Below are 26375 nucleotides of genomic sequence, written 5' to 3' on the forward strand. Positions count from 1 at the left end.
ACTTCCATATCATCGACCCGCGAAATTTCCGGGTTTTGATGTAGGCCGAGTATATGATGAAAATATGAATTGTAAAGCCCCCACGACGCCCGGACCCGCCGGCCCGCCGACCGTCCGCCCCATGCCGGGGCGGGCGGCACTCGCCGCACGGGCGGGCGAGGCCGCCGACTTCCTCAAGGGCCTCGCCAATCCCCACCGCCTGCTGATCCTGTGCGAACTCGCCGGCGGCGAACGCAGCGTCGGTGCGCTGATCGAGGCGACCGGCATCGCCCAGACCTCGATGTCGCAGCATCTGGCGAAGCTGAAGGAGGAGGGAATCGTCGATTTCCGCCGCGATCACCGCACGTTGCACTATTCCATCCGCCACCCCGCGACGCTGGAGGTGATGGCGGTGCTCTACGCGCGGTTCTGTGCGGAGAGGGACGACGCCGCGCCCGCGCCGGACACCCCCCCGGCCGGCTGAGGCCGGGAGACGGGAGGCCGCGGACGGGCGCAGCGCGGTGCGGCGTCAGCCCGGAACCAGCGCCTTGGGCGCGCTGTCGGCCCGCAGCAGCTTGCGCACCGGCGGGCTGGCGACGATCTGGCCCTTGTCGAAGAAGGCCTCGTGATTGGCCTCGATGTCGTCGAGGAGATAGCGGTAGTTCACCATCAGCCCCGCCGCCTGCTCGATGCCCTTGGCGGAGAGGTCGCCGAACGGGTTGATCCGTTCCAGCCGGGCGCCGTTGCCGAGGTGGAAGCGCGCCACCGGGTCGAGCGGGCGGCCCTTGGGCGAGCGGGCGACGAGGAAGTAATGCGCCGCCAGCGCCGCCAGCACCGGGCGCAGCGCCGCCTGCCGCGCCGTGTCCCCTTCCAGCCCATCGCCGTCCAGCGCCTCCAGCGCCACGCGGTCGGCGGGGGTCAGCGCCGCCGGGCTCTCGGCCCGGCGCTCGCGCTCCAGCCACGCCCGGAAGCCCGGAACCGGGGAGAGGGTGACGAAGGTCTTGAGGTCCGGCAGCTCGCGGGAAATCTCCTCCACCACCTGCTTGATGAGGAAATTGCCGAAGCTCACCCCGCCAAGGCCGGGCTGGCAGTTGGAGATGGAATAGAACACCGCCACGCTCGCCCGCGCCGGGTCGACCGTGTGGGCGCGCTTCACCGCCAGGATCGGGGCGATCGCCTCCGGCACCTCGCGGGTCAGCGCCACCTCGACGAAGATCAGCGGCTCGTCGACCAGGGCGGGGTGGAAGAAGGCGTAGCAGCGCCGGTCCGGGCTGTCGACGCGGGCGCGCAGGTCGTCCCAGTCGCGGATGGCGTGCACCGCCTCGTAGCGGATGATCTTCTCCAGCACATTGGCGGGCGTCGACCAGTCGATGCGGCGCAGCACCAGGAACCCCCGATTGAACCAGGACGCGAAGAGGTGGACGAAGTCGCGGTCCACCACGGAGAGATCGGCCCGGCGCGGCAGCACGTCAAGCAGCGCCGAGCGCATGCCGACCAGCGCGGCGGTGGCGCCGGGGGCGAGGTTCAGCCGGCGCACCAGTTCCTGCCGGCGCGGCTCGCTGGCGGCGTGCAGGGCCGCGATGCTGGCCTCGCCGGGATGGCGGGCATACTCGGCAAGGGCGCGCTCCAGCCGGGCGCGGTCGGGGCCGAAGGTGGCGGCCAGCGCCTCGAAGAAGGCGATGCGCTCCCCGGTCTTCAGGGCGCGGTAGCGGGTGAGGATTTCCTGCGCCAGCGCGACGCCGGACGCCTCGCCCCGGCCGGAGAGCAGCCGCTCGCACAGCTCCACCAGCCCGGCCGCCCGGGCGGCGCCGGCCGGCTTGCGGTCGCGGCCGAGGTCGAGCAGCGCCCGGCCACGCTCGGAGATGGTGCCGAGCAGGTCGCCGAAGAAGCTGACATTCGCGTTCATGGCGGGGCGCCTCCGTTCCGCTGCGGGCCGGCCCCTTCCGCTGCGGAGGGGGCCGATGCGGCGACAGGATGGGCGCTGCGGCCGGCCCGGCGCAAGCCAGACCTTGGGCGGCGGACCGTCCCCGGCGTCAGGCGCCGGTCACGAAATCGTAGACCAGCTTCATGTTGAGCGCGATGATCAGCGCCGCCGCCAGCGCGGCGAGCACGGTCTGCCAGCGCGGGGCGACATGCACGCCCATCTTGCGGCGGTCGGCGGTGAACATCACCAGCGGCACCACCGCGAAGGGCAGTTGCAGGCTCAGCACCACCTGGCTGAGGATCAGCAGCGCCCCCGCGCCGCTCTCGCCATAGGCCACCGTCACCGCCGCCGCCGGCACGATGGCGATGCCGCGGGTGATGAGCCGGCGCAGCCACGGCGCGATCTTCAGGTTGATGAAGCCTTCCATCACCGCCTGACCGGCGATGGTCGCGGTCACGGTGGAGTTGAGGCCGCAGCAGATCAGCGCGATCGCGAACAGGCTGGGCGCCAGCGCGCTGCCGAGCAGCGGGTTCAGCAGCTCGTGCGCCTTGCCGAGGTCCGCCACCTCCCCCACCCCGCCATGGTGGAAGCTCGCCGCCGCCAGAATGAGGATGGAGGCGTTGATGGTGAGGGCGAACATCAGCGCCACGGTGGAGTCGAGCGTGGCGTAGCGGATCGCCTCGCGGATGCCGCTCTCGCTCGGGTCGTGGCGGCGGGTCTGGACGATGGCGGAGTGCAGGTAGAGATTGTGCGGCATCACCGTCGCGCCGAGGATGCCGAGCGCGAGATAGAGCATGTCGGGATCGGAGACGATCTGCGTCGTCGGCGCGAAGCCGCGGATCACCTGGCCCCAGTCGGGGTCCGCCAGCGCGATCTGGATGCCGAAGCACAGCGCGATCACCCCCAGCAGGGTGATGATGAGCGCTTCCACCCAGCGGAAGCCGAGCTTCTGCAGCCACAGGATCAGGAACACGTCGAGCGCGGTGATGACCACGCCGAGTTCCAGCGGGATGCCGAACAGCAGGTTGAGGCCGATCGCGGTGCCGATCACCTCGGCGAGGTCGGTGGCGCAGATCGCCGCCTCGGCCAGCAGCCACAGCACCAGCGCCACCGGGCGCGGGAAGCTGTCGCGGCAGGCCTGTGCGAGATCGCGGCCGGAGGCGACGCCGAGCCGCGAGCACAGCGCCTGCAGCAGGATGGCGATCATGTTGGAGAGCAGCGCCACCGTGAGCAGGGCATAACCGAAGCGCGAGCCGCCGGCCAGCGAGGTCGCCCAGTTGCCGGGGTCCATATAGCCGGTGGCGACGAGATAGCCCGGCCCGATGAAGGCGAGCACCCGCCACAGCCCCGGCCGCTTCGGCACGGCGACGGTGCCGTGCACGTCCGCCAGCGCCGCCTCGCCGCGCTCGCGGCGCCAGCCGCCCGGTTGCGACGTGCTCCCCAGCCGTTCCAGCATGTTCATGACAGCATTCCCCAGACACGGGCCGGCGCCGGCCGGAAGGGTTTCGACAGCCCGGCGCGCACCCTAGATGCAAACTGTTCGCAACAAAGATGGAGCCGCGGCGCGGTGCTGTCAACCAAGTTGCAAATCATTCGCATCAAGCGGACGGGCGTTCACGCAACCGTGCGCGGACGGGAGGCGCGGCACCGCCGTGCCGCCACTTTCGCCCGGGCATGAACACCCCATGTTCCGCAGCGTGAAGATCGCCCTCCTTGCCTTCTGCCTCCTGTTCCTCGCCCCGCTCGGCCTCCACGCGCTCACCTGGAAGAGCGCGGACGGCAATGTGTCGTGGCGCAACGCCGACTGGTCGAGCGCCGGCCTGCTGCCGGCCGCCCGCGCCCATCCCGAGGCGATGGTGCGGGTCTACGCCGCCCGGGTCGGGCGCTGGCGCGGCATCTTCGCCGTCCATAGCTGGGTGGTGGTGAAGGACCCCGGCGCCGGCGCCTATGAGCGCTACGACAAAGTCGGCTGGGGCTCGCCGATCCGCCGCAACGGCTATGCCCCGGACGGGCGCTGGTACGGCAACGAGCCCGAGCTGGTGTTCTCCGCCGACGGCGCGGAAGCCGAGCGGATGATCCCCCGCATCCGCGACGCGGTGGCGCGCTATGCCTATGCCAATGCCGGCGACTACCGGGTGTGGCCGGGCCCGAACTCCAACAGCTTCACCGCCTGGGTGCTGGCGGCGATTCCCGAGAGCGGCGCCACCCTGCCGCCCACCGCCATCGGCAAGGATTTTCCGGTGGACGGAAGCTGGTTCGGCCTCACCCCCTCGCGCACCGGGGTGCGGGTCACGCTGGGCGGCTATGCCGGCCTCACCCTGGGCTGGATCGAGGGCGTCGAGCTCAACATCCTCGGCGCGGTCGCCGGGCTCGATCTGCGCCGCCCCGGTATCAAGCTGCCGGGCTTCGGCCGCATCGGCGTGTGACGCCGGGTCACCCCCGCCCCTCACCTTGCCGGGAGCGGGATTGGCGAGCCGGCCCATAGGCTTGCGGAGCCCGTGCGCGCCGTCCTAGATAGGCGCACATTCCGATTGGGGTCCTGCATGTTTCCGCGCATCGACTGGAAGGCCGCGCTGCTGCGCGGAGCGCTCGTCCTCTCGCTCGTCTCGCCCTTCGCCGCCGCTCCCGCCCTCGCCGCGCCCTGCGGCGACGACGGCGCCGGCTTCAGCGCCTGGCTCGCCGACTTCAAGCGCAGCGCCGTCGCGCAGGGCATCTCCGCCCGCACCGTCTCCGCGGCGCTGGACGGCGCGAGCTACGACACGAGCGTCATCCGGCTCGACCGCAACCAGAAGCACTTCGCCGTCAGCTTCGAGCAGTTCATCCAGAACCGGGTGACCGCCGGGCGCATCGCCCAGGGCAAGCAGAAGATGAAGCAGTATGCCGACGTGCTCGCCCGCATCGAGCGGCAGTTCGGCGTGCCTGCCCCCATCCTCGTCGCCATCTGGGGCATGGAGACCGATTACGGCGCCAACCAGGGCAAGAAAGCCGATCTTCCCCTCGCTGGCGACGCTGGCCTATGACTGCCGCCGCGCCGACTTCTTTACCGACCAGCTCATGGCCGCGCTGCGCGTCGCCGACCGCGGCGACGTCGCCATCCCGGACATGCGGGGCGCCTGGGCCGGCGAGATGGGCCAGACCCAGTTCATGCCGAAGTCCTACTACCAGTTCGCGGTGGACTTCGACGGCAATGGCCGCCGCGACCTCATCCGCAGCGCGCCCGACGCGCTGGCCTCCACCGCGAACTATCTGCGCGGCTATGGCTGGAGCGGCATGAGCTGGACCAACGGCGCCAATGCCGCCGCGCTGGCCGGCTGGAACAAGGCCACCGTCTACCAGCAGGCGCTCGCCTATTTCGCCTCCCGCCTCGTCGAGTAAGGTCCGGCCCGCCGCCGGAAGCCCGTCATGACCGCGCCCCCCTCCCCGGCCGCCCCTGAGCGCTTCGACTACATCGTGGTCGGGGCGGGCTCGGCGGGCTGCGTGCTCGCCAACCGCCTCTCGGCCGACCCGCGCAACCGGGTGCTGCTGCTGGAGGCGGGCGGGCGCGACAACTGGATCTGGTTCCACATCCCGGTCGGCTATCTCTTCGCCATCGGCAATCCCCGCGCCGACTGGTGCTACCGCACCGAGCCCGAGCCGGGGCTGAACGGGCGGGCGCTGGCCTACCCGCGCGGGCGCACGCTGGGCGGCTCCTCCGCCATCAACGCCATGATCTACATGCGCGGGCAGGCGGGCGATTACGACCACTGGCGCCAGCTCGGCCTGCCCGGCTGGGGCTGGGACGACGTGCTGCCGATCTTCCGCAGCCATGAGGACCACTGGCTCGGCGCCACTACCCATCACGGCGCGGGCGGGGAATGGCGGGTCGAGTTCCCCCGCCTCTCGTGGCTGCTGCTCGACACGGTGCGCCGCGCCGCGCAGGAGGACGGCATCGCCCCGGTCGCCGACTTCAACACCGGCGACAATGAGGGCTCCTCCTATTTCCAGGTGAACCAGAAGCGCGGCCTGCGCTGGAGCGCGGCGCGCGGCTTCCTGAAGCCGGTGATGGGCCGTCCCAACCTGAAGGTGGAGACCGGCTGCCTCGTATCGCGGGTGCTCATCGAGGACGGCCGCGCGGTCGGCGTGGAGTGGCGGCAGGACGGCGCGCTGCGCCGCGCCCGGGCGGAGGCGGAGGTGGTGCTGGCGGCGGGCGCCATCAACAGCCCGACCCTGCTGCAGCGCTCCGGCATCGGCCCGGCGGCCGAGCTGGCGGCGCACGGCATCCCGGTGGTGCTGGACCGGCCGGGGGTGGGCGCCAACCTGCAGGACCATCTCCAGCTCCGGCTGATCTACCGCATCGCCGGCCTGCCCACGCTGAACGAGCGCTACCGCTCGCTGTTCGGCCGGGCGAAGATGGGGCTCGACTTCGCGCTGTTCCGGCGCGGCCCGCTGACCATGGCGCCCTCGCAGCTCGGCATCTTCACCCGCTCGCGCCCGGAGATCGTGCGCGCCGACCTCGAATTCCACGTGCAGCCGCTCTCGCTGCCGAAGTTCGGCGAGCCGCTGCACCCCTTTCCCGCCTTCACCATGAGCGTGTGCCACCTGCGCCCGTCGAGCCGCGGCCGGGTGGGGCTGCGCGACGCCGATCCCGCCTCGGCGCCGGTCATCGCGCCGAACTACCTCGCGACCGAGGAGGACCGCCGGGTGGCGGCCGACGCCATCCGCGTCGCCCGCCGCATCGTCGCGCGGCCGGCACTGGCGCCCTACCGCCCGGAGGAGATGCTGCCCGGCCCCGAGGTCGGCGACGACGAGGCCGCGCTCGCCCGCGCCGCCGGCGATATCGGCACCACCATCTTCCACCCGGTCGGCACGGCGAAGATGGGCCTCGCCAGCGACCCCACGGCCGTGGTCGACGCGCGGCTGCGGCTGTTCGGCATCGACCGGCTGCGGGTGGCGGACGCCTCGGTGATGCCGACCATCGTCTCCGGCAACACCAACTCGCCCACCATCATGATCGCGGAAAAGGCCGCCCGGATGATCCTCGAGGACCAACCCTGATGCCGGCGGCCACACGATGATCTCGGGCGCGACCCAGCTTCTGTTTCATATGGGCGACCCGATCGCGCAGGCCCGCGCGCCCGGGCTGATGAATCCGCGGCTCGTCGCCCGCGGTCACGACGCCGTGCTGGTGCCGATGCATGTCGCGCCCGCCGCCCTCGGCGCAGCCCTTGACGGCCTGCGCGCCGGGCAGAATGCACGCGGCGCCGTCATCACCATGCCGCACAAGATCGCCGCCGCGGCACTGGTCGACGACCTGACGGCGGACGCGAAGCTGATCGGCGCCTGCAATGTCATCCGCCGCACCGGCGAGGGCCGCCTCGTCGGTGCCATGCTCGACGGTGAGGGCTTCGTCGCCGGGCTCGCCGCCGCCGGCCGATCGGTGCGGGACGCGCACATCGTCATGGCCGGCGCTGGCGGGGTGGCACTCGGCATTGCCCTGGCGCTGGCCCGCCATGGTGCCCGCCGCCTCTCGCTGTTCAACCGCAGCGCCGCCGGGGCGCAGGCGCTGCGCGAGCGGATCGGCCGCGCCGTGCCGGGCTTCGGGATCACGCTGCTGCCGCTGCCCGATCCCGCTGGATGCGACATCGCCATCAACGCGACCTCACTCGGGATGCGGCCGCACGACCCGCTGCCGCTGCTGGCCGACCGGCTCCGTCCCGGCGCGGTCGCTGCCGACGTCGTGATCCGCGACACACCAACGCCCTTTCTCGAAGCCGCGTCCCGGCGCGGCTGCGCGACCCAGCCCGGCCTTGCCATGCTGGAATCGCAGATCGACCTGATGATCGATTTCATGCTGGCGCCCACGCCTCCGGCATGAACGCGGGGCGGCGCCTCCAGAGCCTATCCGGTGAACGCGGGTTCCTCGGACAGGCACCAGGTTGTTGTTTTAACGCATTTTCTTCACGCGAACCGGAATCCACTTCGCTCGAAAATGCTCTCGCCTAGCGCGCCAGCAGCACCTGCCGGCAGGCGTCGGGCATGTCGGCGAGCATCATGGGCGGCTTCGGCTTGGGCGGAATGGCGGGCGGCCTCGGGTGCAGCACGCCCTCGCTGAACCAGTAGTTCAGCTCCGCGCCGCAGCCTTCCCCCCCGGTCACCGGCTCCTGCGCCTTGCACATCGGGCTGTCGGCGGTGCAGCCGATCCGCACATGCATGTGGTAGTCGTGGCCCCAATAGGGCCGCACCTTGCGCAGCCAGGAGCGGTCGCCGGTGGCGTCGCGGCACAGCGCCTTCTTGATCGCGGCGTTCACCAGCACCCGCTCCACCTGCGGGTCCTGGGCGGCGGCGCGGATCACCGCGACATGGGAGGGCGTCCACACCTTGGGGTCGACATCCAGCCGGTCCGGGCGCACCACCATCACCGCCGACATGGTCTCGCGCTCCTGCGCGCTGAGCTGGCGCTGCGGCATCGGGGTCAGCCAGATGTCGACGTCGAGCCCGACCTGGTGCGAGGCGTGGCCGGTGAGCATCGGCCCGCCGCGCGGCTGCGACATGTCGCCGACCAGGATGCCCGGCCAGCGCGACACCTTCGGCACGGTGGCGGCGAACCGCTCGAGAAAGGCGATCATCGCCGGCTGGCCCCAGTTGCGGTTGCGCGACAGCCGCATCACCTGCCAGCTCGGCCCGTTCACCGCCAGCGCCTCCGCCCCCGCCATGCAGCCCTTGGAATAGAAGCCGATCGCCTGCGCCGGCCCGGGCGTGGCGGAGCGCACGCCGCCGAACAGCTCCTTGGCCGGCAGCGTCGCCGCCAGCGCCGGGGTCACCGCGCGGGCGGGCGGCGGCGGGTCGAGCGTGCCCGGCGTCTGCGCCCGCGCCGGAGCGGCGGTGGCGGCCAGCGCCGCGAGAAGGGCGGCGGCGGCGAGGCGGCGGCGGACGATTCGCATGAGGCTCTCCATCGCCGCAGAATCCGCCGCCCGGCCGCGCGGATCAACTCACACGGCGCGGAGAAGGCCCGGTTCGTCGCCGTTCAGGCGGCGGCAGCTCGGGAAGCACGCCCCGAAGGGCGGGCGCCACCCGCCGGAAGGCCGGGCCGCCCTCAGCTCGTGGCGGCGTCGACGATGACGAAATCCCTGGCGCTGCGGGTGCCGGAATGGGCGGAGAGATCGGTGATGAGCATGGTGGAGCCGGGCACCAGCAGCTTCGCCAGCGTCTGGTTCGCCGCCGGCTCCACCGAAATGCGGGTGATGGCGTCGGAGGCCTTGCCCTGCCCGGCGCCGGACCCTTCATAGGAAAACGCGGTCCACACCACGTCGCCCTTCGTCTCCTTCAGCACATAGACCACATTGCCCAGCGGGGTGCCGGGGTCCTTGATCGTGACCGGCGCCTGGAAGGCGATCTCGGCGCCCTTCATCACGATCAGCGCCTTGTCGGCGCCCGACACCACCACCCCGACCGGCTGCGGCCCGGAGGCGGGCGCGGAACCGTCGGCCCCGGCGCCCTGCCCCGCCGGGGAATTGCCGGGCGCGGCGCTGGAGCCCGCCTCCGCCGCCTCCATCGCCTTCATGGCGTCGGCCGGCAGCACGAGGCCGGGGTGCAGCACGTCGAGCGGCTGGGAATGGGAATCCGCCACGATCACCGGCGTGCCGTAATGGGTGACGCTGAACACCAGCCGGGCAAAGGCCAGCGGCAGGTGCACGCAGCCATGCGAAGAGGGATAGCCCGGCAGCCCGCCGGCATGCAGCGCCACCCCCGACCAGGTGAGCCGCTCGGTATAGGGCATGGAGGCGTCGTCATATTCCGAGGAGTGGTGCACCACGTCCTTCTGCAGGATGGTGAACACCCCGGTCGGGGTCGCAAAGCCCGTTCGCCCGGTGGAGACGGTGGAGACCCCGATGCGGATGCCGTTGCGGTAGACATAGCAGCGCTGGTCCGGCAGCGACACGATGATGCCGACAAAGCCGGCCGGGGCACGGTCGGGGAACCAGGCGAACTCGCCCGGCTTCATCGCGGCGACGTCGATCATCCCGGGGTCGAGCGCGGTCTGCGCCCGCGCCGCCCCGCCGGGGAGCGGCAGGCCGGGGAAAAGGCCGAGCCCGGCCAGGCCGAGGCCGGCGCCGGCGAGCTGCCGCAGCACCGCGCGGCGGCCGGCAGGGATCGGCCCGGAGGAAGCGGCCATAGGATCGGCCCCGGTGGGGCTCCCGCCCGTGACGGCGGCGTCGGCGGCAGGGCGTGCGGCTGTGTCGTCCATGGCGGGCTTCCGTCTCGAATCAGCGCGTCGACCATACGACATGCCGGCGCAAACTGCCGCCCCGCCATGGCACCCGCACGACACCCGCCGCGAACCGCCGGGCAGCGGCGGGAACCCGCCTGCCCTTACGGACGTTGGGTTTGCGAACGTCACAACAAACGAGGAGGACCTGATGCACAGCACCCAGCCCAATCTCGAAGCCCGCGAAACCATGACCCTGATCGGCAGCGACAAGGTCGAAGGTACCTCGGTCTATCGTCCCAACGGCGACAAGATCGGCTCCATCGCCCGGGTGATGATCGACAAGCTCACCGGCCAGACCGCCTATGCGGTGATGAGCTTCGGCGGCTTCCTCGGCTTCGGCGAGGACTTCTATCCCCTGCCGTGGTCGCTGCTGAAATATGACGAGGCGCTGGACGGCTATGTCGTCGACCTCACCGAGGAGCAGCTCACCGGCGCGCCCAAGCTCGCCTCCGTCGACGAGCCGGGCTTCGGCAACCGGGAGTGGGACCGCAAGGTCAACGACTATTACGGCACCCCGCCCTATGTGATCTGACGCGGCGGACAGGGACATGGACAGCGGCCGGGCTCGACGCCCGGCCGCCTTGATTCCGGGCCTTTCCGCCGCGCGGCGCCTCACGCCTCGATGACGAGGACGACGTTGTGCCGGGTGATGCCGGCAACGGGCGTCGCGAAGAACGTGCCGACCGGCAGGCAGGAGAGGTCCGCGAAATCCGGGTCGTTCACGCCGTACAGGTCGATATGGCTGCCGTGAACCTGCAGCTGCCCGCCACTGAGCCCAGCGCCGAGACCGGTGCCGCCGAGGGTCACGCTGTCGCCGTCATAGTCGCCGGCCGCCGCCAGCGGAATGGATTGGGACGTGGTCTGCGCCACCCCGCCCACGACCGCCATAACGTTCGACAAGGTGTTCAAGACCAGCGAATTGTCCGGTTCGGTGGTCAATTCGGCAAGGGGCAGCGACCATTGATACTGGATGCCCACCGTATCGCTGATCTGCCCCGGCCCACCATCCCCGCCGGAGATGGAGGCCGTCGTCAAGCTCTTGGTTATGGTGATGGTGATCACAGACGTTCCCCCGTCGTCGACGTGGGAAGACGGTACACCAAAACCGCGCATCCGTCGCACATCATCGCGCGGAACGTGCATAAATGTCGGCGACCACGGACCCTAGCCCGATTGCCATAAGCCCATCTCGACCGGCCCGCCGGGGCTCAGTCGTCGACCTTCAGCGCCGCGATGAAGGCTTCCTGCGGGATTTCCACGCGGCCGAACTGCCGCATCTTCTTCTTGCCTTCCTTCTGCTTCTCCAGAAGCTTGCGCTTGCGGGTGATGTCGCCGCCATAGCACTTGGCCGTCACATCCTTGCGCAGCGCCCGGATGGTCTCGCGGGCGATGATCTTGGCGCCGATCGCGGCCTGGATCGGAATCTGGAAGAGATGCTGCGGGATCAGGTCCTTGAGCTTCTCGCACATGGCCCGGCCGCGATATTCCGCCCGGGTGCGGTGCACCAGCATGGAGAGCGCGTCGACCGGCTCGGCATTGACGAGGATCGACATCTTCACCAGGTCGCCGGCGCGGTACTCCGTGATCTGGTAGTCGAACGAGGCATAGCCCTTCGAGATCGACTTCAACCGGTCGTAGAAGTCGAAGACCACTTCGTTCAGCGGCAGGTCATAGGTCACCATCGCGCGCGAGCCGACATAGGTCAGCTCGACCTGGGTGCCGCGACGGTCCTGGCAAAGCTTGAGGACCGCGCCGAGATAGTCGTCCGGCGTGAGGATCGTCGCGCGGATCCACGGCTCGCGGATCTCCTTGATCTTCACCACGTCGGGCATGTCGGCTGGGTTGTGCAGCTCGATCACCGAGCCGTCGTTCATCTCGATTTCATAGATGACCGACGGCGCGGTGGCGATGAGATCGAGGTTGAACTCGCGCTCCAGCCGCTCCTGGATGATTTCCAGATGCAGCAGCCCGAGAAAGCCGCAGCGGAAGCCGAAGCCCAGCGCCGCCGAGGTCTCCATCTCGAAGGAGAAGGAGGCGTCGTTCAGGCGCAGCTTGCCCATCGCCGCGCGCAGATCCTCGAAATCGGCGGCATCCACGGGGAAGAGACCGCAGAACACCACCGGCTGCGCCGGCTTGAAGCCCGGCAGCGCCTCGGCGGTGGGCCGCTTCTCCTCGGTGAGGGTGTCGCCCACCCGGGTGTCGGCGACCTCCTTGATCGAGCCGGTGAGGAAGCCGATCTCCCCCGGCCCGAGCTCCGACATGACGGTGAGCTTGGGCGTGAAGACGCCGACGCGGTCCACCTCATAGGCGGCGCCGGTCTGCATCATCTTGATTCGCTGGCCCTTCTTCATCACGCCGTCGACGATGCGGACCAGCACCACCACGCCGAGATAGACGTCGTACCAGCTGTCGACCAGCAGCGCCTTGAGCGGCGCCTCGCGGTCGCCCCTGGGCGGCGGCAACCGGGTGACGATGGCCTCCAGCACATCGGGAATGCCGATGCCGGTCTTCGCCGAGATCAGGATCGCCTGCGAGGCGTCGAGCCCGATCACGTCCTCGATCTGCGCCTTCACCTTTTCCGGCTCGGCGGCGGGCAGGTCGACCTTGTTCAGGACCGGAACGATTTCGTGATTGTTGTCGATGGCCTGATAGACATTGGCGAGGGTCTGCGCCTCCACCCCCTGCGAGGCGTCGACCACGAGGAGCGAGCCCTCCACCGCGGCGAGCGAGCGGTTCACCTCATAGGCGAAGTCGACATGGCCGGGGGTGTCGATGAGGTTCAGCACATAGGTCTTGCCGTCCTGCGCCTTGTAGGAGAGGCGGACGGTCTGGGCCTTGATGGTGATGCCGCGCTCGCGCTCGATGTCCATGCTGTCGAGCACCTGCTCCGACATCTCGCGCTCGGACAGGCCGCCGGTGATCTGGATCAGGCGGTCGGCAAGGGTCGACTTCCCATGGTCGATATGGGCGACGATGGAGAAGTTGCGGATGTTGTCGATCGGCTCGGTGCTCATGCCGCGCGGGATAGCATCGGCTCAGGCGGGCCACAAGCGCCGCGGGGCGCTGCTGCCTTGCGGGATGGGGCGCGATCGTGGAAAGTCCCGCTCCCCGCGCGCCCGCCGCGTCACGGACCCCAGCCGAGGAGCCCATGCCGGAACTGAAGATCGCCGTCGTCCCCGTCACGCCCTTCCAGCAGAACTGCTCCATCGTCTGGGACGAGGAGAGCAAGAAGGGCGCCGTGATCGACCCGGGCGGCGACCTGCCCCGCATCCTGGCGGCGCTTGAGGAGCTGGAGGTCACGGCCGAGAAGATCGTGCTGACCCATGGCCATATCGACCATGCCGGCGGCGCCGCCGAACTCGCCGAGACCCTGAAGGTGCCGGTGGAAGGCCCGAACGAGGCAGACCGCTTCCTGCTCGACGACCTGCCCAGCGCCGGCGCCCGCACCGGCATTCCCGGCCGCCCGGTCACGCCCTCGCGCTGGCTGAACGAGGGCGACACCGTCGAGATCGGCGGCTTTTCCTTCGAGGTGCTCCACGTGCCCGGCCACACCCCCGGCCATATCGTGCTGGTGAACCGCCCGGCCGGCTTCGCCATCGTCGGCGACACGCTGTTCCAGCGCTCGGTGGGCCGCACCGATTTCCCCTATGGCAATCACGACCAGCTCATCGCCGGCATCAGGACCAAGCTGCTGCCGCTCGGCGACGCGGTCGGCATCCTGCCCGGCCACGGCAGCACCTCCACCATCGGGGCGGAGAAGCAGTCGAACCCGTTCCTGCGCTGAAAACGATCATGTCCCAGCCTGTTCCCCTGCCGCGCGGCGCCCATCCGGTGGCGCGCCGCGTGTTCTATGTGCTGAGCTACGAGGGCATCGCCGTGGTGTTGGCGAGCCTCGGCCTGTCGGCCCTGTCCGGCGACGGGCTGGAGACGACCGGCGTCATCACCTTCGCCGTCTCGCTCATCGCGGTGGGCTGGAATTTCCTCTTCAACAGCCTGTTCGAGAAATGGGAAGCGCGGCAGAAGGTGCGGGGCCGCAGCTTCGCCCGCCGGGCCGCCCACGCCCTCGGCTTCGAATTCGGGCTGACGCTGCTCATCGTGCCGATGTTCGCCTGGTGGCTGGAGGTGACGCTGCTCGAAGCCTTCCTCTTCGACGCGACGCTGATCGGCTTCTTCCTGATCTATACCTTCCTGTTCAACCTGGCGTTCGACCGGCTGTTCGGGCTTCCGGCCTCGGCCCGGTAGCTTTTTCCGCCATCTCGCCCGGCTGTGAATGGCGCGCGGCGCGGCCCTGGCCGATCATGCCGCCTCCCCCAACGGCATGGGACGCGACAGGATGAAACGGCTCGCCGCGGTGCTCGCCCTCCTCGTGCCGGCTTTCGGCCTGCCGGCGCCGGCCTCGGCGGCGGCCGACCGCTGCCCCAAGCTGGTCGCCCAGCGCGGCCTTCCCGTCTGGCCGGCCCGGCTCCCGCCCCTGCCGGCGCGCGCCGCGCGCGCCATCCCGGCGGACTTCCGGCTGGCGGCGCTGCAGCCGGATCAGGTGAGCCTCACCTTCGTCGGCCACTCCACCTTCCTGATCGAAACCGCCGGAGGCGTCACCGCGGCGACGGACTACAACGACTATGTCCGCCCGCAAGGGGTGCCGCAGGTCGCCACCATGAACCGCGCCCACTCCACGCACTACTCGCTCGCCCCCGACCCCGGCATCGCCCATCTGCTGCCGGGCTGGGGCGAGGCCGGGGCGCCGGCCCGGCATGATCTGGAGGTCGGCGACCTCTGGGTCGGCAACCTGCCCACCAATATCCGCGACCACCAGGAAGGCACGCTGGTCAACGGCAACTCGATCTTCATCTTCCGCGCCGCCGACCTGTGCATCGCCCATCTCGGCCATCTCCACCACACCCTGACCGACGACGACCTCGCCGTGCTCGGGCGCATCGACATCGTGCTCGCCCCGGTGGACGGCAGCTACACGCTCGATCTCGACGGCATGGTGGAGGTGCTGAAGCGGCTCGAGGCGCCGCTGGTGATCCCGATGCACTATTTCAACCGGACCACGCTGGAGCGCTTCCTCGCCCGGCTCGGCAGCAGCCGCTACGCGGTGGAGCGCGCCGACAGCCCGACGCTGGTGGTCTCGCGCGCCACGCTGCCGGCACGCCCGACGGTCACGGTGCTGCCGGAAAGATGAGACGGGAGGCGATCTGCGCGGCCTCGCGCAGGCGCAGCCAGTGGGCCAGCTCGTCCGCCGGCATCGGCCGGCCGTGCAGATAGCCCTGCACCTCGTCGCAGCCGAGCCGCGCCAGCATGCCCGCCTGCTCCTCGGTCTCCACGCCTTCGGCCAGCACCGTCATGCCGAGATCGTGGCCGAGGCTGACCACCGCGCGCACGATGGCGAGATCGGCGGGGTTGCTGGTCATGCCGGCGATGAAGGACAGGTCGATCTTGATCTTGTCCACCGGCAGGCGGCGCAGATGCGTCAGCGAGGCGAAGCCGGTGCCGAAATCGTCGAGGGCGATGGAAAAGCCGAGCTGGCGCAGGTCGGACAGCACGCCGATGGCGTTTTCGCCGGCACGCCCCAGCGTCATGGTCTCCGGCACCTCGAACTCGAACTGGTCCGAGGTGAGGCCGTAGGCGGAGACGGTTTCCAGCATGAGCTGGGGCAGGCCACGGTCGCGCAGCTGCCCGGCGCCGAGATTGATCGCCACCCGGCCCGGCTTCAGCCCGAGGGCGCGCCACTCCCTCAGCCGGGCGCAGCAGGTCCGCACCACCTCCAGCCCGAGGCTCGGCAGCAGGCCCGCATTCTCGGCGAGGGCGATGAATCGGCCCGGCGCGAGAAGCCCGCGGGTCGGATGCCGCCAGCGCACCAGCGCTTCCAGCCCCCGCACGGTCTGGCCGGTGATGCCGATGAGCGGCTGGAAATGCACCTCGAACTCATGGCGGGCGAGACCGAGGCCGAGCTGCTCGACCAGCTCGCGCTGCTCGTCGCTGCCGCGCCGCATCTCCTGGTCGAAATAGCGGAAATCCCGGCCATCCTGGGCCTTGGCCATGTAGAGCGCGAGATCCGCGTTGCGCTGGAGCACCTCCACCGTCTCGCCGTCGGTCGGCCAGATGGCGGCGCCGACGCTGGCGCCGATCGTCACCGGCGTGCCGGCGCCGCGCGGACCTTCCACCCGGATCGGCTGGCGCAGGCGCAGCAGAACCTCCTCGGCGCGGGCCCGCGCCACCTCCGGATCGCTCACCCCGGGCAGGATGAGGGCGAATTCGTCGCCGCCGATCCGGGCGGCAAGGTCGCCCGGCCGCGCCACCGCCGAAAGCCGGCAGCCGACCTCCCGCAGCACCGCGTCGCCGGCGATATGGCCGAACGTGTCGTTGACGCCCTTGAACTCGTCGAGGTCGATGAGCAGCAGGGCGCCCCGTGCCGCCATGGCCGGGACCATCATCTCGCCGAGCCGCTCGACGAAATGCGCGCGGTTGGCGAGCCCGGTGACCATGTCGTAGGAGGCGAGGTACTGCACGCGCTCGCGCGCGCGCAGCGCGTCCGTGATGTCCCGCTCATTGACCAGGATCGCCGGCATGCCGGTGACGGGGTCGACCGTCGGCCGGGCGTCCAGCCGGTGCCAGCGGTTGCCGGCCTCGGTCCGCATGACGAACTCGCCCCCGAGCTCCCCGCCCTTGAACGGGTCGGTGCCGCCTTCCAGCCGCGCCAGAATGGCCTGCCACAACAGGGCTCCGTCCGCGCGCTCGGCGAACCGGTCGAGGAAGCGGTGCGCCGCGCCGGGATAGCAGATTTCCGCGGCGGGATTGCGGAACAGCACGTTGCCGTCGGTGTCGTAGAGCGAGACATAGACCGAGACATGCCGCAGCGCCTCGACCCCGCGCAGCTCCTCCGGGCCGACATCCGGGGCGGCGGCCTCGACCAGCATGCCGACCCCGCCATCCGGCAGGCGCACGCCGCTCATCATGCAGTCGACATGCACCGCGTGGCCGCGGGGATAGAAGGTCCAGCGCTCGGTCACCACCTGCCCGGCCTTGATGCGGGCGACGAGGTTGCCGAGCCGGGCCCGGATCGCCTCGGAGTGCGGCCAGAAGTCCCGGGAGAACAGTTCCTCCGCGCTGTCGGCCTGCCACAGCGCCAGCGCGGCGGCGTTCGCGAAGACCTTGTGGAAGGTACCGAGATGTAGAATCCAGACGGGACGATGCAGCAGTTCCAGGCCGTCCGGCCGGAACTCGGGCAGCTCGCGCGCGTCGGGCATATCCGATCGGGGCGTCATGTCACCACTGGGTTGGTCAGAAACCCCTGAAGCTTTAGCGATATTACCGCCCGGCTCCAACCATCTCCAGATACCGCGTTCACGCTGTGGCGGGGGCGTAGGCGGCGGCGTCCACCTGCGCGGGGCGACCGGGAAGCGCGAGCCGGGCGAGCCGCGGCGCGCTCTCGGCGATGACGCGGCCCCGCCGCACCACGAACAGCCGCGCCGCCTTGAGACGGATCGCCTCGATCGGGTCGGCGGCCTGCAGCACGACGAAATCGGCGTTGCAGCCCGGCGCGAGGCCGTAGCCCTCCAGCCCCATGATGCGGGCGGGATTGGTCGTCACCGCCTCGAAGCACCACCGCATCGCCTCGCGCGAGGTCATCTGCCCCACATGCAGGCCCATATGGGCGACGTCGAGCATGTCGCCGGAGCCGAGCGAGTACCAGGGGTCCATCACGCAGTCATGGCCGAAGGCGACATTGACGCCGGCGGCCCGCAGCTCCGGCACCCGGGTCTGGCCGCGCCGCTTGGGATAGGTGTCGGCGCGGCCCTGCAGGGTGATGTTGATGAGCGGGTTGGCGATGGCGTGCACCCCCGCCTCGGCGATGAGCGGGATCAGCTTGGCGGCGTAGTAATTGTCCATGCTGTGCATGGAGGTGAGGTGCGAGCCGGCGACCCGGCCGTGGAGCCCCAGCCGCTGGGTCTCATAGGCCAGCGCCTCGATGTGGCGCGAGAGCGGGTCGTCGCTCTCGTCGCAGTGGATGTCGACCTGCAGCCCCCGCGCCGCGGCGATCTCGCACAGCGCCCGCAGCGAGGCCGCCCCGTCCGCCATGGTGCGCTCGAAATGGGGGATGCCGCCCACCACATCGACCCCGAGGTCCAGCGCCCGCAGCAGGTTGGCGGCGGCGCCGGGCGAGCGGAAATAGCCGTCCTGCGGGAAGGCGACGAGCTGCAGGTCGATATAGTCCCGCACCTTCGCCTTGACCTCCAGCAGCGCCTCGACGGCGAGCAGGCGGTCGTCGCAGACATCGACATGGGAGCGGATCGCCAGCAGGCCCTGGCTGACGGCGAGGTCGCAGTAGCGCAGCGCCCGCTCGATCACCGCCTCCTGGGTCAGGATCGGCTTCAGCTCGCCCCACAGCGCGATACCCTCCAGCAGCGTGCCGGACTGGTTCAGCCGCGGCAGGCCGAGCGAGAGCGTGGCGTCCATGTGGAAATGGACATCGACGAAGGGCGGCGCGACGAGGCGCCCGCCGGCGTCGATCACCTGCCCGGCCTCCGCCTCCAGCCGCGGTTCCACGGCGAGGATGCGCCCGCCGGCACAGCCGATGTCGGCGGGGCGGCCATCCGGCAGGACGGCGTTCTTCAGCAGCAGGTCGAAACTCATCTCTGTCCCTTGAAGTACGGCTTCATCAGCGCACGCGGATAGTCGGCCCGCCGGGCCAGCAGCACCAGCGCGGCGATGGAGAACAGGTAGGGCAGCATCAGGAAGACCTGGCTCGGCACCACCCCGCCGGCGATGGTCTGGATGCGGAGCTGGTAGGCGTCGAGCGCGCCGAACAGCAACGCGCCGAGCAGCGCCTTGCCCGGCCGCCACGAGGCGAACACCGTGAGCGCGATGCACACCCAGCCGCGCCCGTTGATCATGCCGAAATAGAAGGCGTTGAACGCCGAGAGGGTGAGGAAGGCGCCGCCCAGCGCCATCAGCGCCGAGCCGGCCGTGACCGCCCCGACCCGCAGCGCCACCACCGAGAGCCCCTGCGCCTCCACCGCCTCGGGATTGTCGCCCACCGCCCGCAGCGCGAGGCCGAGCGGGGTCCGCGCCAGCACCACCGCGACGGCGCCGACGCACAGGAAGGCGAACACCGTGAGCGCGCTCTGCTGGCCGAGCACGGTGCCTATGAACGGCAGGTCGCCCAGCACCGGCACATGCAGCGGGGGAAACGGCTCGATGCGCGGCGGGGTGCTGACGGTGGAAAAGGCGACGCGGTAGCCGAAATAGGTCGCGGCGGTCGCCAGCATCGTCACCCCGAGGCCGGTGACGTGCTGCGACAGGCCGAGCGGCACGGTGAGCAGGCCGAGGAGCAGGCCGAACGCCGCCCCGGTCGCCGCCGCCACCGCCACCCCGCCCCAGAGCGAGGCGCCGAGATAGACCGCCAGCCAGCCGCTCATGGCGCCGGCCACGAAGATGCCCTCGATGCCGAGATTGAGCACCCCGGCGCGCTCGCACACCAGCGCGCCGAGCACGCCGAAGATCAGCGGGGTGGCGATGCGGATCGCCGCCGCCCAGAAATTCGCCTGCAGCAGAATGTCCAGCGCCGCCCACATCACACCGGCTCCCGGCGGACCCGGACGATGCGGAACCGGGTGACCAGCCCGCCGACCAGCACGCTCAGCAGCGCGAAGGACACCACGAGGTCGGCGAGATAGTTGGACACGCCGATGGCGCGGCTCATGCTGTCGGCCCCCACGAACACCCCGGCGACGAAGATCGCCGCCGGCACCACCCCGAGCGGCGAGAGATTGGCGAGCGTCGCCACCACGATGCCGGCATAGCCGAAGCCGGGCGAGAGGTCGGCGGTGAGATAGCCCTTCAGCCCCGCCACCTCGCAGGCCCCGGCAAGGCCGGCGAGACCGCCGGAGAGCAGGCCGACCAGCGCCATGGAGGCGCCGACCGGAATGCCGGCATAGCGCGCCGCGCGCGCATTCTCGCCCACCGCGCGGAGACGCAGCCCCCACACGGTGCGGCCGATGAAGACATGCAGCAGCCCCGCCGCGACCACCGCCAGCACCAGCCCGGCATGCAGCCGCAGCCCGGCGAACAGGCGCGGCAGCGTCGCCTCGTCCAGCAGCGGCGCCGATTGCGGCCAGCCCAGCGCCATCTCGTCCTTCATCGGCCCTTCCAGCATCATCTGCACCACCAGCAGCACGACGAAGTTCAGCAGCAGCGTCACCACCACCTCGTCGGCGCCGAACCGGGTCTTGAACAGCACCGGCACCAGCAGCAGCGCCGCCCCCGCCAGCGCCGCGCCGAGCAGCACCAGCGGCAGCAGCACATAGGCGGGCGCCGCGATCGCCCCGCTGCCAAGCGCCACCGCCGCCAGCGCGCCGGCATAGAGCTGGCCCTCCGCGCCGATGTTCCAGAGCCGGGCGCGGAAGGCAACGGCGGCGGCAAGGCCGGTGAAGATCAGCGGCGTCGCCCGCGTCAGCGTCTCGGCGAGGGCGAAGCCGGAGCCGGCGGCGCCCTGCGCCATCAGGCCGAAGGCCCGCAGCACCGGGGCGCCGGAGAGCGCGAGGGGAATGACGGTCAGCAGCAGCGCCGCCACCCCGGCCCCGATCGACACCGCGACGGTGAGCCAGAGCGGGGTGCGCTCGCGCGGGACGAAGCGGATCATGCGGGGCCTCCGGCCACATTTGTCCTGCCGGCGGCCGTCGCGACGCGCGGCGTCGCCCGCGCGCCGACGGCACCGGGCCGGCTCCGGCCTTCCGCGGACTCCCGAATGAAACCGGTGGCGTCGACGGGGTGGATGCCCCGGCCCGGTTGCGTGCCGGCGGCGGCCATCACGCGGCCTCCCCGGCGGCGTGCCCGGCCATCATCAGGCCGACCCGGCGCAGGTCCAGCCCCTCCGCCGGCAGGGCGGGCGAGAGCCGGCCGGCATGGATGACGGCGATCCGGTCGGCGAGGGCGAACAGCTCGTCGAGGTCCTCCGAGATCAGCAGCACCGCGGCGCCGCGCCCGCGCGCCGCGAGCAGGCGGCGGTGCACATCCGTCGTCGCGCCGATATCGAGGCCGCGCGTGGGCTGATGCGCCAGCACGAGGCGAGGCGCGCGCTCCAGCACCCGCGCCAGCACCACCTTCTGCATGTTGCCGCCGGACAGGGCGCGGATGGCGGCGTCCGGCCCGGGACAGCGCACGTCGTAGTCGCGAATGGCCTGCGCCGCCCGGGCCCGCAGCGCGCCGTAGCGCAGGAAGCCGGCGGACTGGTTTTCCGGCGCGGCGATGGTCTCGATCACCAGATTCTCGGCGACGCTGAGCGCGCCGATGGTGCCGTCGCGGTGGCGGTCCTCGGGAATGCGGCCGACGCCGGCCGCAACCCGGGCCGCCGGGTTCGCCGCGCCGAGCCGGGTGCCGGCGAGGTCGGCGCGGCCGCCGCTCGGCGCCATCAGCCCGGCCACCAGCCCCGCCAGCGCGCCCTGGCCATTGCCCGAGACGCCGGCAATGCCGACGATCTCGCCGGCATGGACCTTCAGCGTCGCCTCGACCAGACGGTCGCGCTCGCCGGCGCGGCCGACGCTGACGCCGTCGAGGTCGAGCACGCAGGCGCCGGGCCGGCCCGGTGTGCGGGTGCGGGGCGGGATCGGCCGGCCGACCATCAGCTCGGCCAGCGTGGCGCGGTCGGCACCCGCGCTCGGCCGGTCCGCCACCTTGGCGCCGCCGCGCAGCACTACGATGCGCTCGCACAGCGCCAGCACCTCCTGCAGCTTGTGGCTGATGAAGAGGACCGCGAGGCCGCGCGCCGCCAGCCGGCGCACGGTCTGCGCCAGCCCCTCCGCCTCCTGCGGCGTCAGCACCGCGGTCGGCTCGTCGAGGATGAGCACGCGCACGTCGCGGTAGAGCGCCTTCAGGATTTCCACGCGCTGCTGCTCGCCCACCGACAGCCGGCCCACCGGCACGTCGAGGTCGATGTCGAGCCCGGAGCCGCGCATCAGCCCCTCGATCTTCGCCCGCGCCGCGCCACGGGAAAAGCCCAGCCGCCACAGCGGCACGGTGCCGAGCACGATATTTTCGAGGCCGGTCAGATTCTCGGCGAGGGCGAAGTGCTGGTGCACCATGCCGATGCCGGCCGCGAGCGCGGCCTGCGCCGAGCCGCCCGGCAGCGGCGCCATCTGGCCCGAGGCGTCGGCGATGTGGATGCTGCCGGCGTCGGCGACGTAATGGCCGAACAGGATGCTCATCAGCGTGGTCTTGCCGGCGCCGTTCTCGCCCAGCAGCGCGACGATCTCGCCGGCCCGCACGTCGAGGTCGATGGCGTCGTTGGCGGTCAGCGCGCCGAAGCGCTTGGTGATGCCGGAGAGCGACAGTACCAGCGGGCGGGTCTCGTGCGGCGGCAGGTCGGATGGCATTCGCTCGCTCCGGCGGCACGCCCCGGCCGGGATGGCACGGCGCGGCGGGATCGCGGGACCGGCGGACGGTCCCCCTCTCCGGCCGCGGCGGCCGGGGAGGCATCGGCAGTCAGGATGGACGCGGCGCCCCCGGCGGGGCGCCGGCCCGGCCTCACGGCATCGGCGTCACAGGGTGGACTTGGGCTCGGCGTCGTTCACATTGACGCGGAACAGGCCGTCCTTGATCTCCTTCTCCCGCGCCAGCACCAGCTCGATGACGTCGGGGGGGACCAGCTTGGGGTCGAGCGGGGCGAGGCTGGCGCCACCCTCCGCCATGTAGCTGTAGGGGCCGTAATCGGCGGCGACGAAGGTGCCGTCGATCACCGCCTTGATCGCCCGGTCGATGGTCGGCTCCATCTGCCACAGCGCCGAGGCCACGATCGTGCCGGGATACTGCGCGGAGGTGTCGATGACATTGCCGATCGCCTTGACGCCGCGCTCCTTGGCGGCGTCCGACACGCCGAAGCGCTCGGCGTAGAGAACGTCCGCGCCCTTGTCGATCTGGGCGAAGGCGGCCTCCTTGGCCTTGGGCGGGTCGTACCAGCTGTTGATGAAGGTCACGATGAACTTCACGTTCGGGTTCACCGAGAGCGCGCCTTCCATGAAGGCCTGCATCAGCCGGTTGACCTCGGGAATGGCGTAGCCGCCCACCAGCCCGATGATGTTCGACTTGGTGAGCTTGCCCGCCACCATGCCGGTGAGGAAGGAGGGCTCGTGGATGAAATTGTCGAACACCGAGAAGTTCGGCTTGGTCGGGCCGAAGGAGGAGCCCATCAGATAGGCGGTCTTGGGATAGTCCGCCGCCACCTTGCGGGCGGGCCGCTCCACCGCGAACACCTCGCCGACCACGAGGTCGGCGCCCTCCTGCGAATATTGCCGCATCACCCGCTCATAGTCGGTGTTGGCGACGTTCTCGGAGAATTTGTAGGTGATGTCGCCGCGCGCCTCGGCCGCCTTCAGCGCCTTGTGGATGCGCGAGACCCACTGCTGCTCGACCGGCACGGTGTAGATCGCCGCCACCTGGATCGGCTTGGCCTTGGCCGCGAAGGCCGGTCCGCCGAGGGCCGCGACCGCGAGCGCACCGGCGCCCAGCGCCAGAACCTGCCGCCGGTCCACCGAGGCTGACGAAAAAAGCGGCAGGGACCGCGACGATTTCACGTCCATTGTTCTCTCTCCCACGCAGCGACCGGGCGGCCCTGCCCCCGGCGCGTCTGAAGCCGAACCCAGATGCGAGCGACGTGCCATTCTCGGACGGGCATGGCGCGAGGGCCAGCCCCGCCGCGACGTCAGCCGCCGCGTTTCCACATCGACCTGAGATAGGCGACGATGAAATCCGGCATGGCGGGCGAGAGGTCGTTCTCGCCGCGCACCACCACCACGCCGTCGAGTTCCGGCCGCTCCTGGGTGGCGAGCAGGGCGCGGATGCGGGCGGCCACCGCCTCGGCCTCCTCATGCGCCACGAGCTGGCGCATCAGCGCGATGCGGGGGCCGGCGAGCACCGCGTCCCACCCCGGCGCGGGGGAAACGTCAGCCGCGCCGAGCCCGGTCTCCTCGCCCAGCTCGCGCATCACGCTGCCGGCGAGGTCGACCCGGCCGTCGGCGGTGACGTCGGAGGGGTCGGGCGTGCCGGCGGCGAAATAGATCCGGCCGGGATTGGCGGTCCAGCCAGCCATGACGCCGAGGATGAAGGCGCCGTCGGCGCCGCGCAGCGCGCCCATGGCGAAGGCGTTGCGCAGCGTCGGGTCGGGAAAGCCCATGTCGCGCCACCACATGAAGGCGGCGAAGTCGCACTCGCGATAGGCGCCCGTCAGCGCGCCCGCGGCGATGGCGTGGCGGGCCAGCAGCAGCACCCGGCCGTTCCACAGCGCCGGGTTGGCCGCCTTCAGCGTGTCGAAATGGGCGGCGATCGCCGCGGCGTTGGCCTGCGCGAAGGCCGGCGGGCCCTCCTCGCGGATGAGGTCCAGCCGCGCCAGCGGCTCGATCTCGGGCGCGAGGGCACCGCGCATCCCGGCGCCGCTCACAGATGCAGCGCGCCTTCGGAGACGACGACGGCGCCGCCCCCGATGGTGACGCCGGTGAGAACCCCGTCCGCCACCTCGAGCCCCAGCCGCACCAGGCTGGGCCGGCCCATCTCCACCCCCTGCAGGATGTCGAAGGCGTGGAAGCCGTCGGCCGGGCGCTCGCCGGCCATCAGCACCGCCGCCAGCGCCGCGGCGGCCGAGCCGGTGGCGGGGTCCTCGGCGATGCCCATGCTCGCCCCGAACATCCGGGCGCGCAGGTCGCCCTCGCCATCCTCGTCGCGGCAGAACACATAGACCGAATCGGCCCCCACGCCGAAGGCGCGGATCAGCCGGCCGACGCTCGGGGTGATCCGCGCCAGCGCCGAGCGCGAGGCGAGCGGCACGCAGACGAAGGGCACGCCCGCCGAGGCGACCACCGGGCGGTAGTCGTCGAAGCCGATATCGGCGATGTCGAGCCCCAGCGCCTGGGCGCAGGCCTCCACCGTGACCGGCTCGCTTTCCAGGATCTCCGGCAGGCGGGGCACCGCGAAGGTGGCGGTGCCGTGGCGCGGGCCCTTCACCTGCACGTGGCAGGAGACCGGCCCCACCCCCTCCTCCAGCACGAAATCGGTCGAGGTCGTCACCCGGTCGAGAATGGCGAGCAGCACCGCCGAGCCCACGGTGGGATGGCCCGCGAAGGGCAGCTCGTGGTTGACCGTGAAGATGCGCAGCTGCGCCCGGTGCTCGCCTTCTGCCGGCTTCAATACGAAGACCGTCTCCGACAGGTTGAACTCCCGCGCGATCGCCTGCATCTGGTTGCCGTCGAGCCCGTCCGTCTCCAGCACGACGGCCAGCGGATTGCCGGACAGGGCCCGGTCGGTGAAGACGTCGAGGGTGACGAAGCGGCGGGGCATGGGATCAGAGCTTCTCCGGTGTGAAGACGCGCGAGGGGCTGACGAACTCGTCCTGGGCGGCGACGGTGAGGATTTCGCGCGAGCCCGCCGCCGCGGTCCGCGCCAGCAGGCCATAGGCCGAGGAGGCCGCCTTGGCGAGGGCCTCGGCGGCGCTGTGGGTGGTCTTCCAGTGCACGAAGAACAGCGCCGCGATGGCATCGCCCGCCCCGTTGACCGAAACGTCGAGCTTCGGGGTGCGGACGCGGAACCGGCCGTCCGGCCCGCTGGCCAGCAGGTCGATCGAATCGGCCGGCGTGTCCTCGGTGTGCAGGCTGGTGACGAGGATGACGCGCGGTCCGCGCGCATGCACCGCGTCGCAGGAGGCGACCGCCTCGGCCAGCGTCGAGCTGCCCCGGCCGGAGAGATAGTCCAGCTCGAACTGGTTGGGGGTGATGAGGTCGGCCGCCGGCACCGCCTTGTCCCGCATGAATTCCGGGATGCCCGGGCGGACGAAGATGCCGCGGCCGACATCGCCGATCACCGGATCGCAGCAGTAATGCGAATCGGCATTGGCCGCCTTCACCCGGGCCGCGGTGTCGAGAATGGCCTCGCCGATGTCCGCCGCGCCCATATAGCCGGAGATCACCCCGTCGCAGCGCGGCAGCACGTTCAGCTCCTCCATGCCGCCGACCAGCTCGCGGATCAGCGCGGCGTCGAAGACCTGCCCGCGCCACGCGCCATAGCCGGTGTGGTTGGAGAACTGGACGGTGTGGATGCCCCAGGCCTCGTGCCCCAGCCGCTGGATGGGAAACATGGCGGATGCGTTGCCCACGTGGCCATAGGCCACCCAGGATTGGATCGAAAGGAAGTTCATCGCGCAAGCCCCGGCCGTTTCTGAACAATCCGCGCTTAGCGCAG

25 protein-coding genes are annotated in these 26375 nt (G+C 71.0%); 10 read left to right on the plus strand and 15 right to left on the minus strand.

Features of this window, described 5'->3' with window-relative positions; genetic code table 11:
• The first annotated feature begins 64 nt into the window (after positions 1–64).
• Positions 65–463: an ArsR/SmtB family transcription factor gene (locus KHC27_RS12515; RefSeq protein ID WP_246519900.1), complete on the plus strand. Its 399-nt coding sequence runs from the start codon at positions 65–67 to the stop codon at positions 461–463.
• 45 nt (positions 464–508) lie between these two features.
• On the opposite strand, the gene KHC27_RS12520 is transcribed toward KHC27_RS12515, so the two are convergent.
• Together KHC27_RS12520 and KHC27_RS12525 are read right to left on the minus strand one after the other, a co-directional pair.
• Positions 509–1885 (minus strand): malonyl-CoA decarboxylase, encoded by a 1377-nt coding sequence (locus tag KHC27_RS12520; protein WP_213339663.1) that lies wholly within the window; start codon positions 1883–1885, stop codon positions 509–511.
• A gap of 127 nt (positions 1886–2012) precedes the next feature.
• Positions 2013–3365: an Nramp family divalent metal transporter gene (locus tag KHC27_RS12525; RefSeq protein ID WP_213339665.1), complete on the minus strand. Its 1353-nt coding sequence runs from the start codon at positions 3363–3365 to the stop codon at positions 2013–2015.
• 223 nt (positions 3366–3588) lie between these two features.
• On the opposite strand from KHC27_RS12525, the gene KHC27_RS12530 reads away from it, so the two are divergent.
• The 5 genes from KHC27_RS12530 (at position 3589) to KHC27_RS12545 (ending at position 7757) form a co-directional block, all read left to right on the plus strand.
• Complete coding sequence (locus tag KHC27_RS12530) at positions 3589–4329, plus strand: DUF3750 domain-containing protein (protein ID WP_213339667.1); 741 nt, start codon at positions 3589–3591, stop codon at positions 4327–4329.
• A gap of 117 nt (positions 4330–4446) precedes the next feature.
• Positions 4447–4923, plus strand: coding sequence for a lytic murein transglycosylase (locus KHC27_RS22050; protein ID WP_343210902.1), 477 nt, complete (start codon positions 4447–4449; stop codon positions 4921–4923).
• On the plus strand, positions 4913–5278 hold the full coding sequence (locus KHC27_RS22055; protein WP_343210903.1) for a lytic murein transglycosylase: 366 nt from the start codon (positions 4913–4915) through the stop codon (positions 5276–5278). The genes KHC27_RS22050 and KHC27_RS22055 overlap by 11 nt, the downstream gene beginning before the upstream one ends.
• Before the next feature lie 27 nt (positions 5279–5305).
• Positions 5306–6937 (plus strand): GMC family oxidoreductase, encoded by a 1632-nt coding sequence (locus tag KHC27_RS12540; protein ID WP_213339675.1) that lies wholly within the window; start codon positions 5306–5308, stop codon positions 6935–6937.
• A 16-nt stretch (positions 6938–6953) separates the two neighbouring features.
• Complete coding sequence (locus tag KHC27_RS12545; RefSeq protein ID WP_213339677.1) at positions 6954–7757, plus strand: shikimate dehydrogenase family protein; 804 nt, start codon at positions 6954–6956, stop codon at positions 7755–7757.
• Between the two features lie 124 nt (positions 7758–7881).
• Here KHC27_RS12545 and mepA read toward each other — a convergent pair whose 3' ends face one another.
• Positions 7882–8823 carry a penicillin-insensitive murein endopeptidase gene (gene mepA / locus KHC27_RS12550; protein WP_213339679.1) on the minus strand — a complete coding sequence of 314 codons (942 nt, stop codon included), beginning with the start codon at positions 8821–8823 and terminating at the stop codon, positions 7882–7884.
• A gap of 152 nt (positions 8824–8975) precedes the next feature.
• Positions 8976–10127, minus strand: coding sequence for a L,D-transpeptidase (locus KHC27_RS12555; RefSeq protein WP_246519901.1), 1152 nt, complete (start codon positions 10125–10127; stop codon positions 8976–8978).
• 172 nt (positions 10128–10299) lie between these two features.
• On the opposite strand from KHC27_RS12555, the gene KHC27_RS12560 reads away from it, so the two are divergent.
• The gene (locus tag KHC27_RS12560) at positions 10300–10683 is read left to right on the plus strand and encodes a PRC-barrel domain-containing protein (protein WP_213339686.1); all 384 of its coding nucleotides are present in this window, start codon (positions 10300–10302) and stop codon (positions 10681–10683) included.
• Positions 10684–10763: 80 nt separating this feature from the next.
• On the opposite strand, the gene KHC27_RS12565 is transcribed toward KHC27_RS12560, so the two are convergent.
• Together KHC27_RS12565 and lepA are read right to left on the minus strand one after the other, a co-directional pair.
• Positions 10764–11213: a hypothetical protein gene (locus KHC27_RS12565; RefSeq protein ID WP_213339688.1), complete on the minus strand. Its 450-nt coding sequence runs from the start codon at positions 11211–11213 to the stop codon at positions 10764–10766.
• 146 nt (positions 11214–11359) lie between these two features.
• Positions 11360–13165, minus strand: coding sequence for a translation elongation factor 4 (gene lepA / locus KHC27_RS12570; protein ID WP_213339723.1), 1806 nt, complete (start codon positions 13163–13165; stop codon positions 11360–11362).
• A gap of 134 nt (positions 13166–13299) precedes the next feature.
• On the opposite strand from lepA, the gene KHC27_RS12575 reads away from it, so the two are divergent.
• The 3 genes from KHC27_RS12575 to KHC27_RS12585 all read left to right on the plus strand — a co-directional run bounded on the left by KHC27_RS12575 (position 13300) and on the right by KHC27_RS12585 (position 15336).
• Positions 13300–13935, plus strand: coding sequence for an MBL fold metallo-hydrolase (locus KHC27_RS12575; RefSeq protein ID WP_213339724.1), 636 nt, complete (start codon positions 13300–13302; stop codon positions 13933–13935).
• A gap of 8 nt (positions 13936–13943) precedes the next feature.
• Positions 13944–14393 (plus strand): PACE efflux transporter, encoded by a 450-nt coding sequence (locus KHC27_RS12580; RefSeq protein ID WP_213339725.1) that lies wholly within the window; start codon positions 13944–13946, stop codon positions 14391–14393.
• A 91-nt stretch (positions 14394–14484) separates the two neighbouring features.
• Positions 14485–15336, plus strand: coding sequence for an MBL fold metallo-hydrolase (locus KHC27_RS12585; protein ID WP_213339726.1), 852 nt, complete (start codon positions 14485–14487; stop codon positions 15334–15336).
• Here the strand turns inward: KHC27_RS12585 and KHC27_RS12590 are convergent.
• From KHC27_RS12590 to pdxY, 9 genes are all read right to left on the minus strand, one after another.
• The gene (locus KHC27_RS12590) at positions 15314–17401 is read right to left on the minus strand and encodes a putative bifunctional diguanylate cyclase/phosphodiesterase (RefSeq protein ID WP_213339727.1); all 2088 of its coding nucleotides are present in this window, start codon (positions 17399–17401) and stop codon (positions 15314–15316) included. The two genes, KHC27_RS12585 and KHC27_RS12590, sit on opposite strands and share 23 nt — an antisense overlap.
• Before the next feature lie 97 nt (positions 17402–17498).
• Entirely contained in the window at positions 17499–18788 is a 1290-nt protein-coding gene (locus KHC27_RS12595; RefSeq protein WP_213339728.1) for an amidohydrolase family protein, read from the minus strand.
• Positions 18785–19729 (minus strand): ABC transporter permease, encoded by a 945-nt coding sequence (locus tag KHC27_RS12600; protein WP_213339729.1) that lies wholly within the window; start codon positions 19727–19729, stop codon positions 18785–18787. Before KHC27_RS12600 ends, KHC27_RS12595 begins: the two co-directional genes overlap by 4 nt.
• Positions 19729–20796, minus strand: a complete 1068-nt coding sequence (locus tag KHC27_RS12605) for an ABC transporter permease (protein WP_213339730.1) — start codon at positions 20794–20796, stop codon at positions 19729–19731. The genes KHC27_RS12600 and KHC27_RS12605 overlap by 1 nt, the downstream gene beginning before the upstream one ends.
• 166 nt (positions 20797–20962) lie before the next feature.
• A complete protein-coding gene (locus KHC27_RS12610) occupies positions 20963–22525 on the minus strand; it encodes an ABC transporter ATP-binding protein (RefSeq protein ID WP_213339731.1) in 1563 nt (520 codons plus the stop codon).
• Positions 22526–22690: 165 nt separating this feature from the next.
• Positions 22691–23728, minus strand: a complete 1038-nt coding sequence (locus KHC27_RS12615; protein WP_213339732.1) for a BMP family protein — start codon at positions 23726–23728, stop codon at positions 22691–22693.
• A 122-nt stretch (positions 23729–23850) separates the two neighbouring features.
• The gene (locus KHC27_RS12620; RefSeq protein ID WP_213339733.1) at positions 23851–24570 is read right to left on the minus strand and encodes an NUDIX hydrolase; all 720 of its coding nucleotides are present in this window, start codon (positions 24568–24570) and stop codon (positions 23851–23853) included.
• Positions 24571–24581: 11 nt separating this feature from the next.
• Entirely contained in the window at positions 24582–25478 is an 897-nt protein-coding gene (locus tag KHC27_RS12625) for a PhzF family phenazine biosynthesis protein (protein ID WP_213339734.1), read from the minus strand.
• Positions 25479–25482: 4 nt separating this feature from the next.
• Positions 25483–26331 (minus strand): pyridoxal kinase PdxY, encoded by an 849-nt coding sequence (gene pdxY, locus KHC27_RS12630; RefSeq protein ID WP_213339735.1) that lies wholly within the window; start codon positions 26329–26331, stop codon positions 25483–25485.
• Between the last annotated feature and the right edge of the window lie 44 nt (positions 26332–26375).

Origin of the sequence: Ancylobacter lacus (assembly GCF_018390635.1) — a bacterium.
Lineage (GTDB): Bacteria > Pseudomonadota > Alphaproteobacteria > Rhizobiales > Xanthobacteraceae > Ancylobacter > Ancylobacter lacus.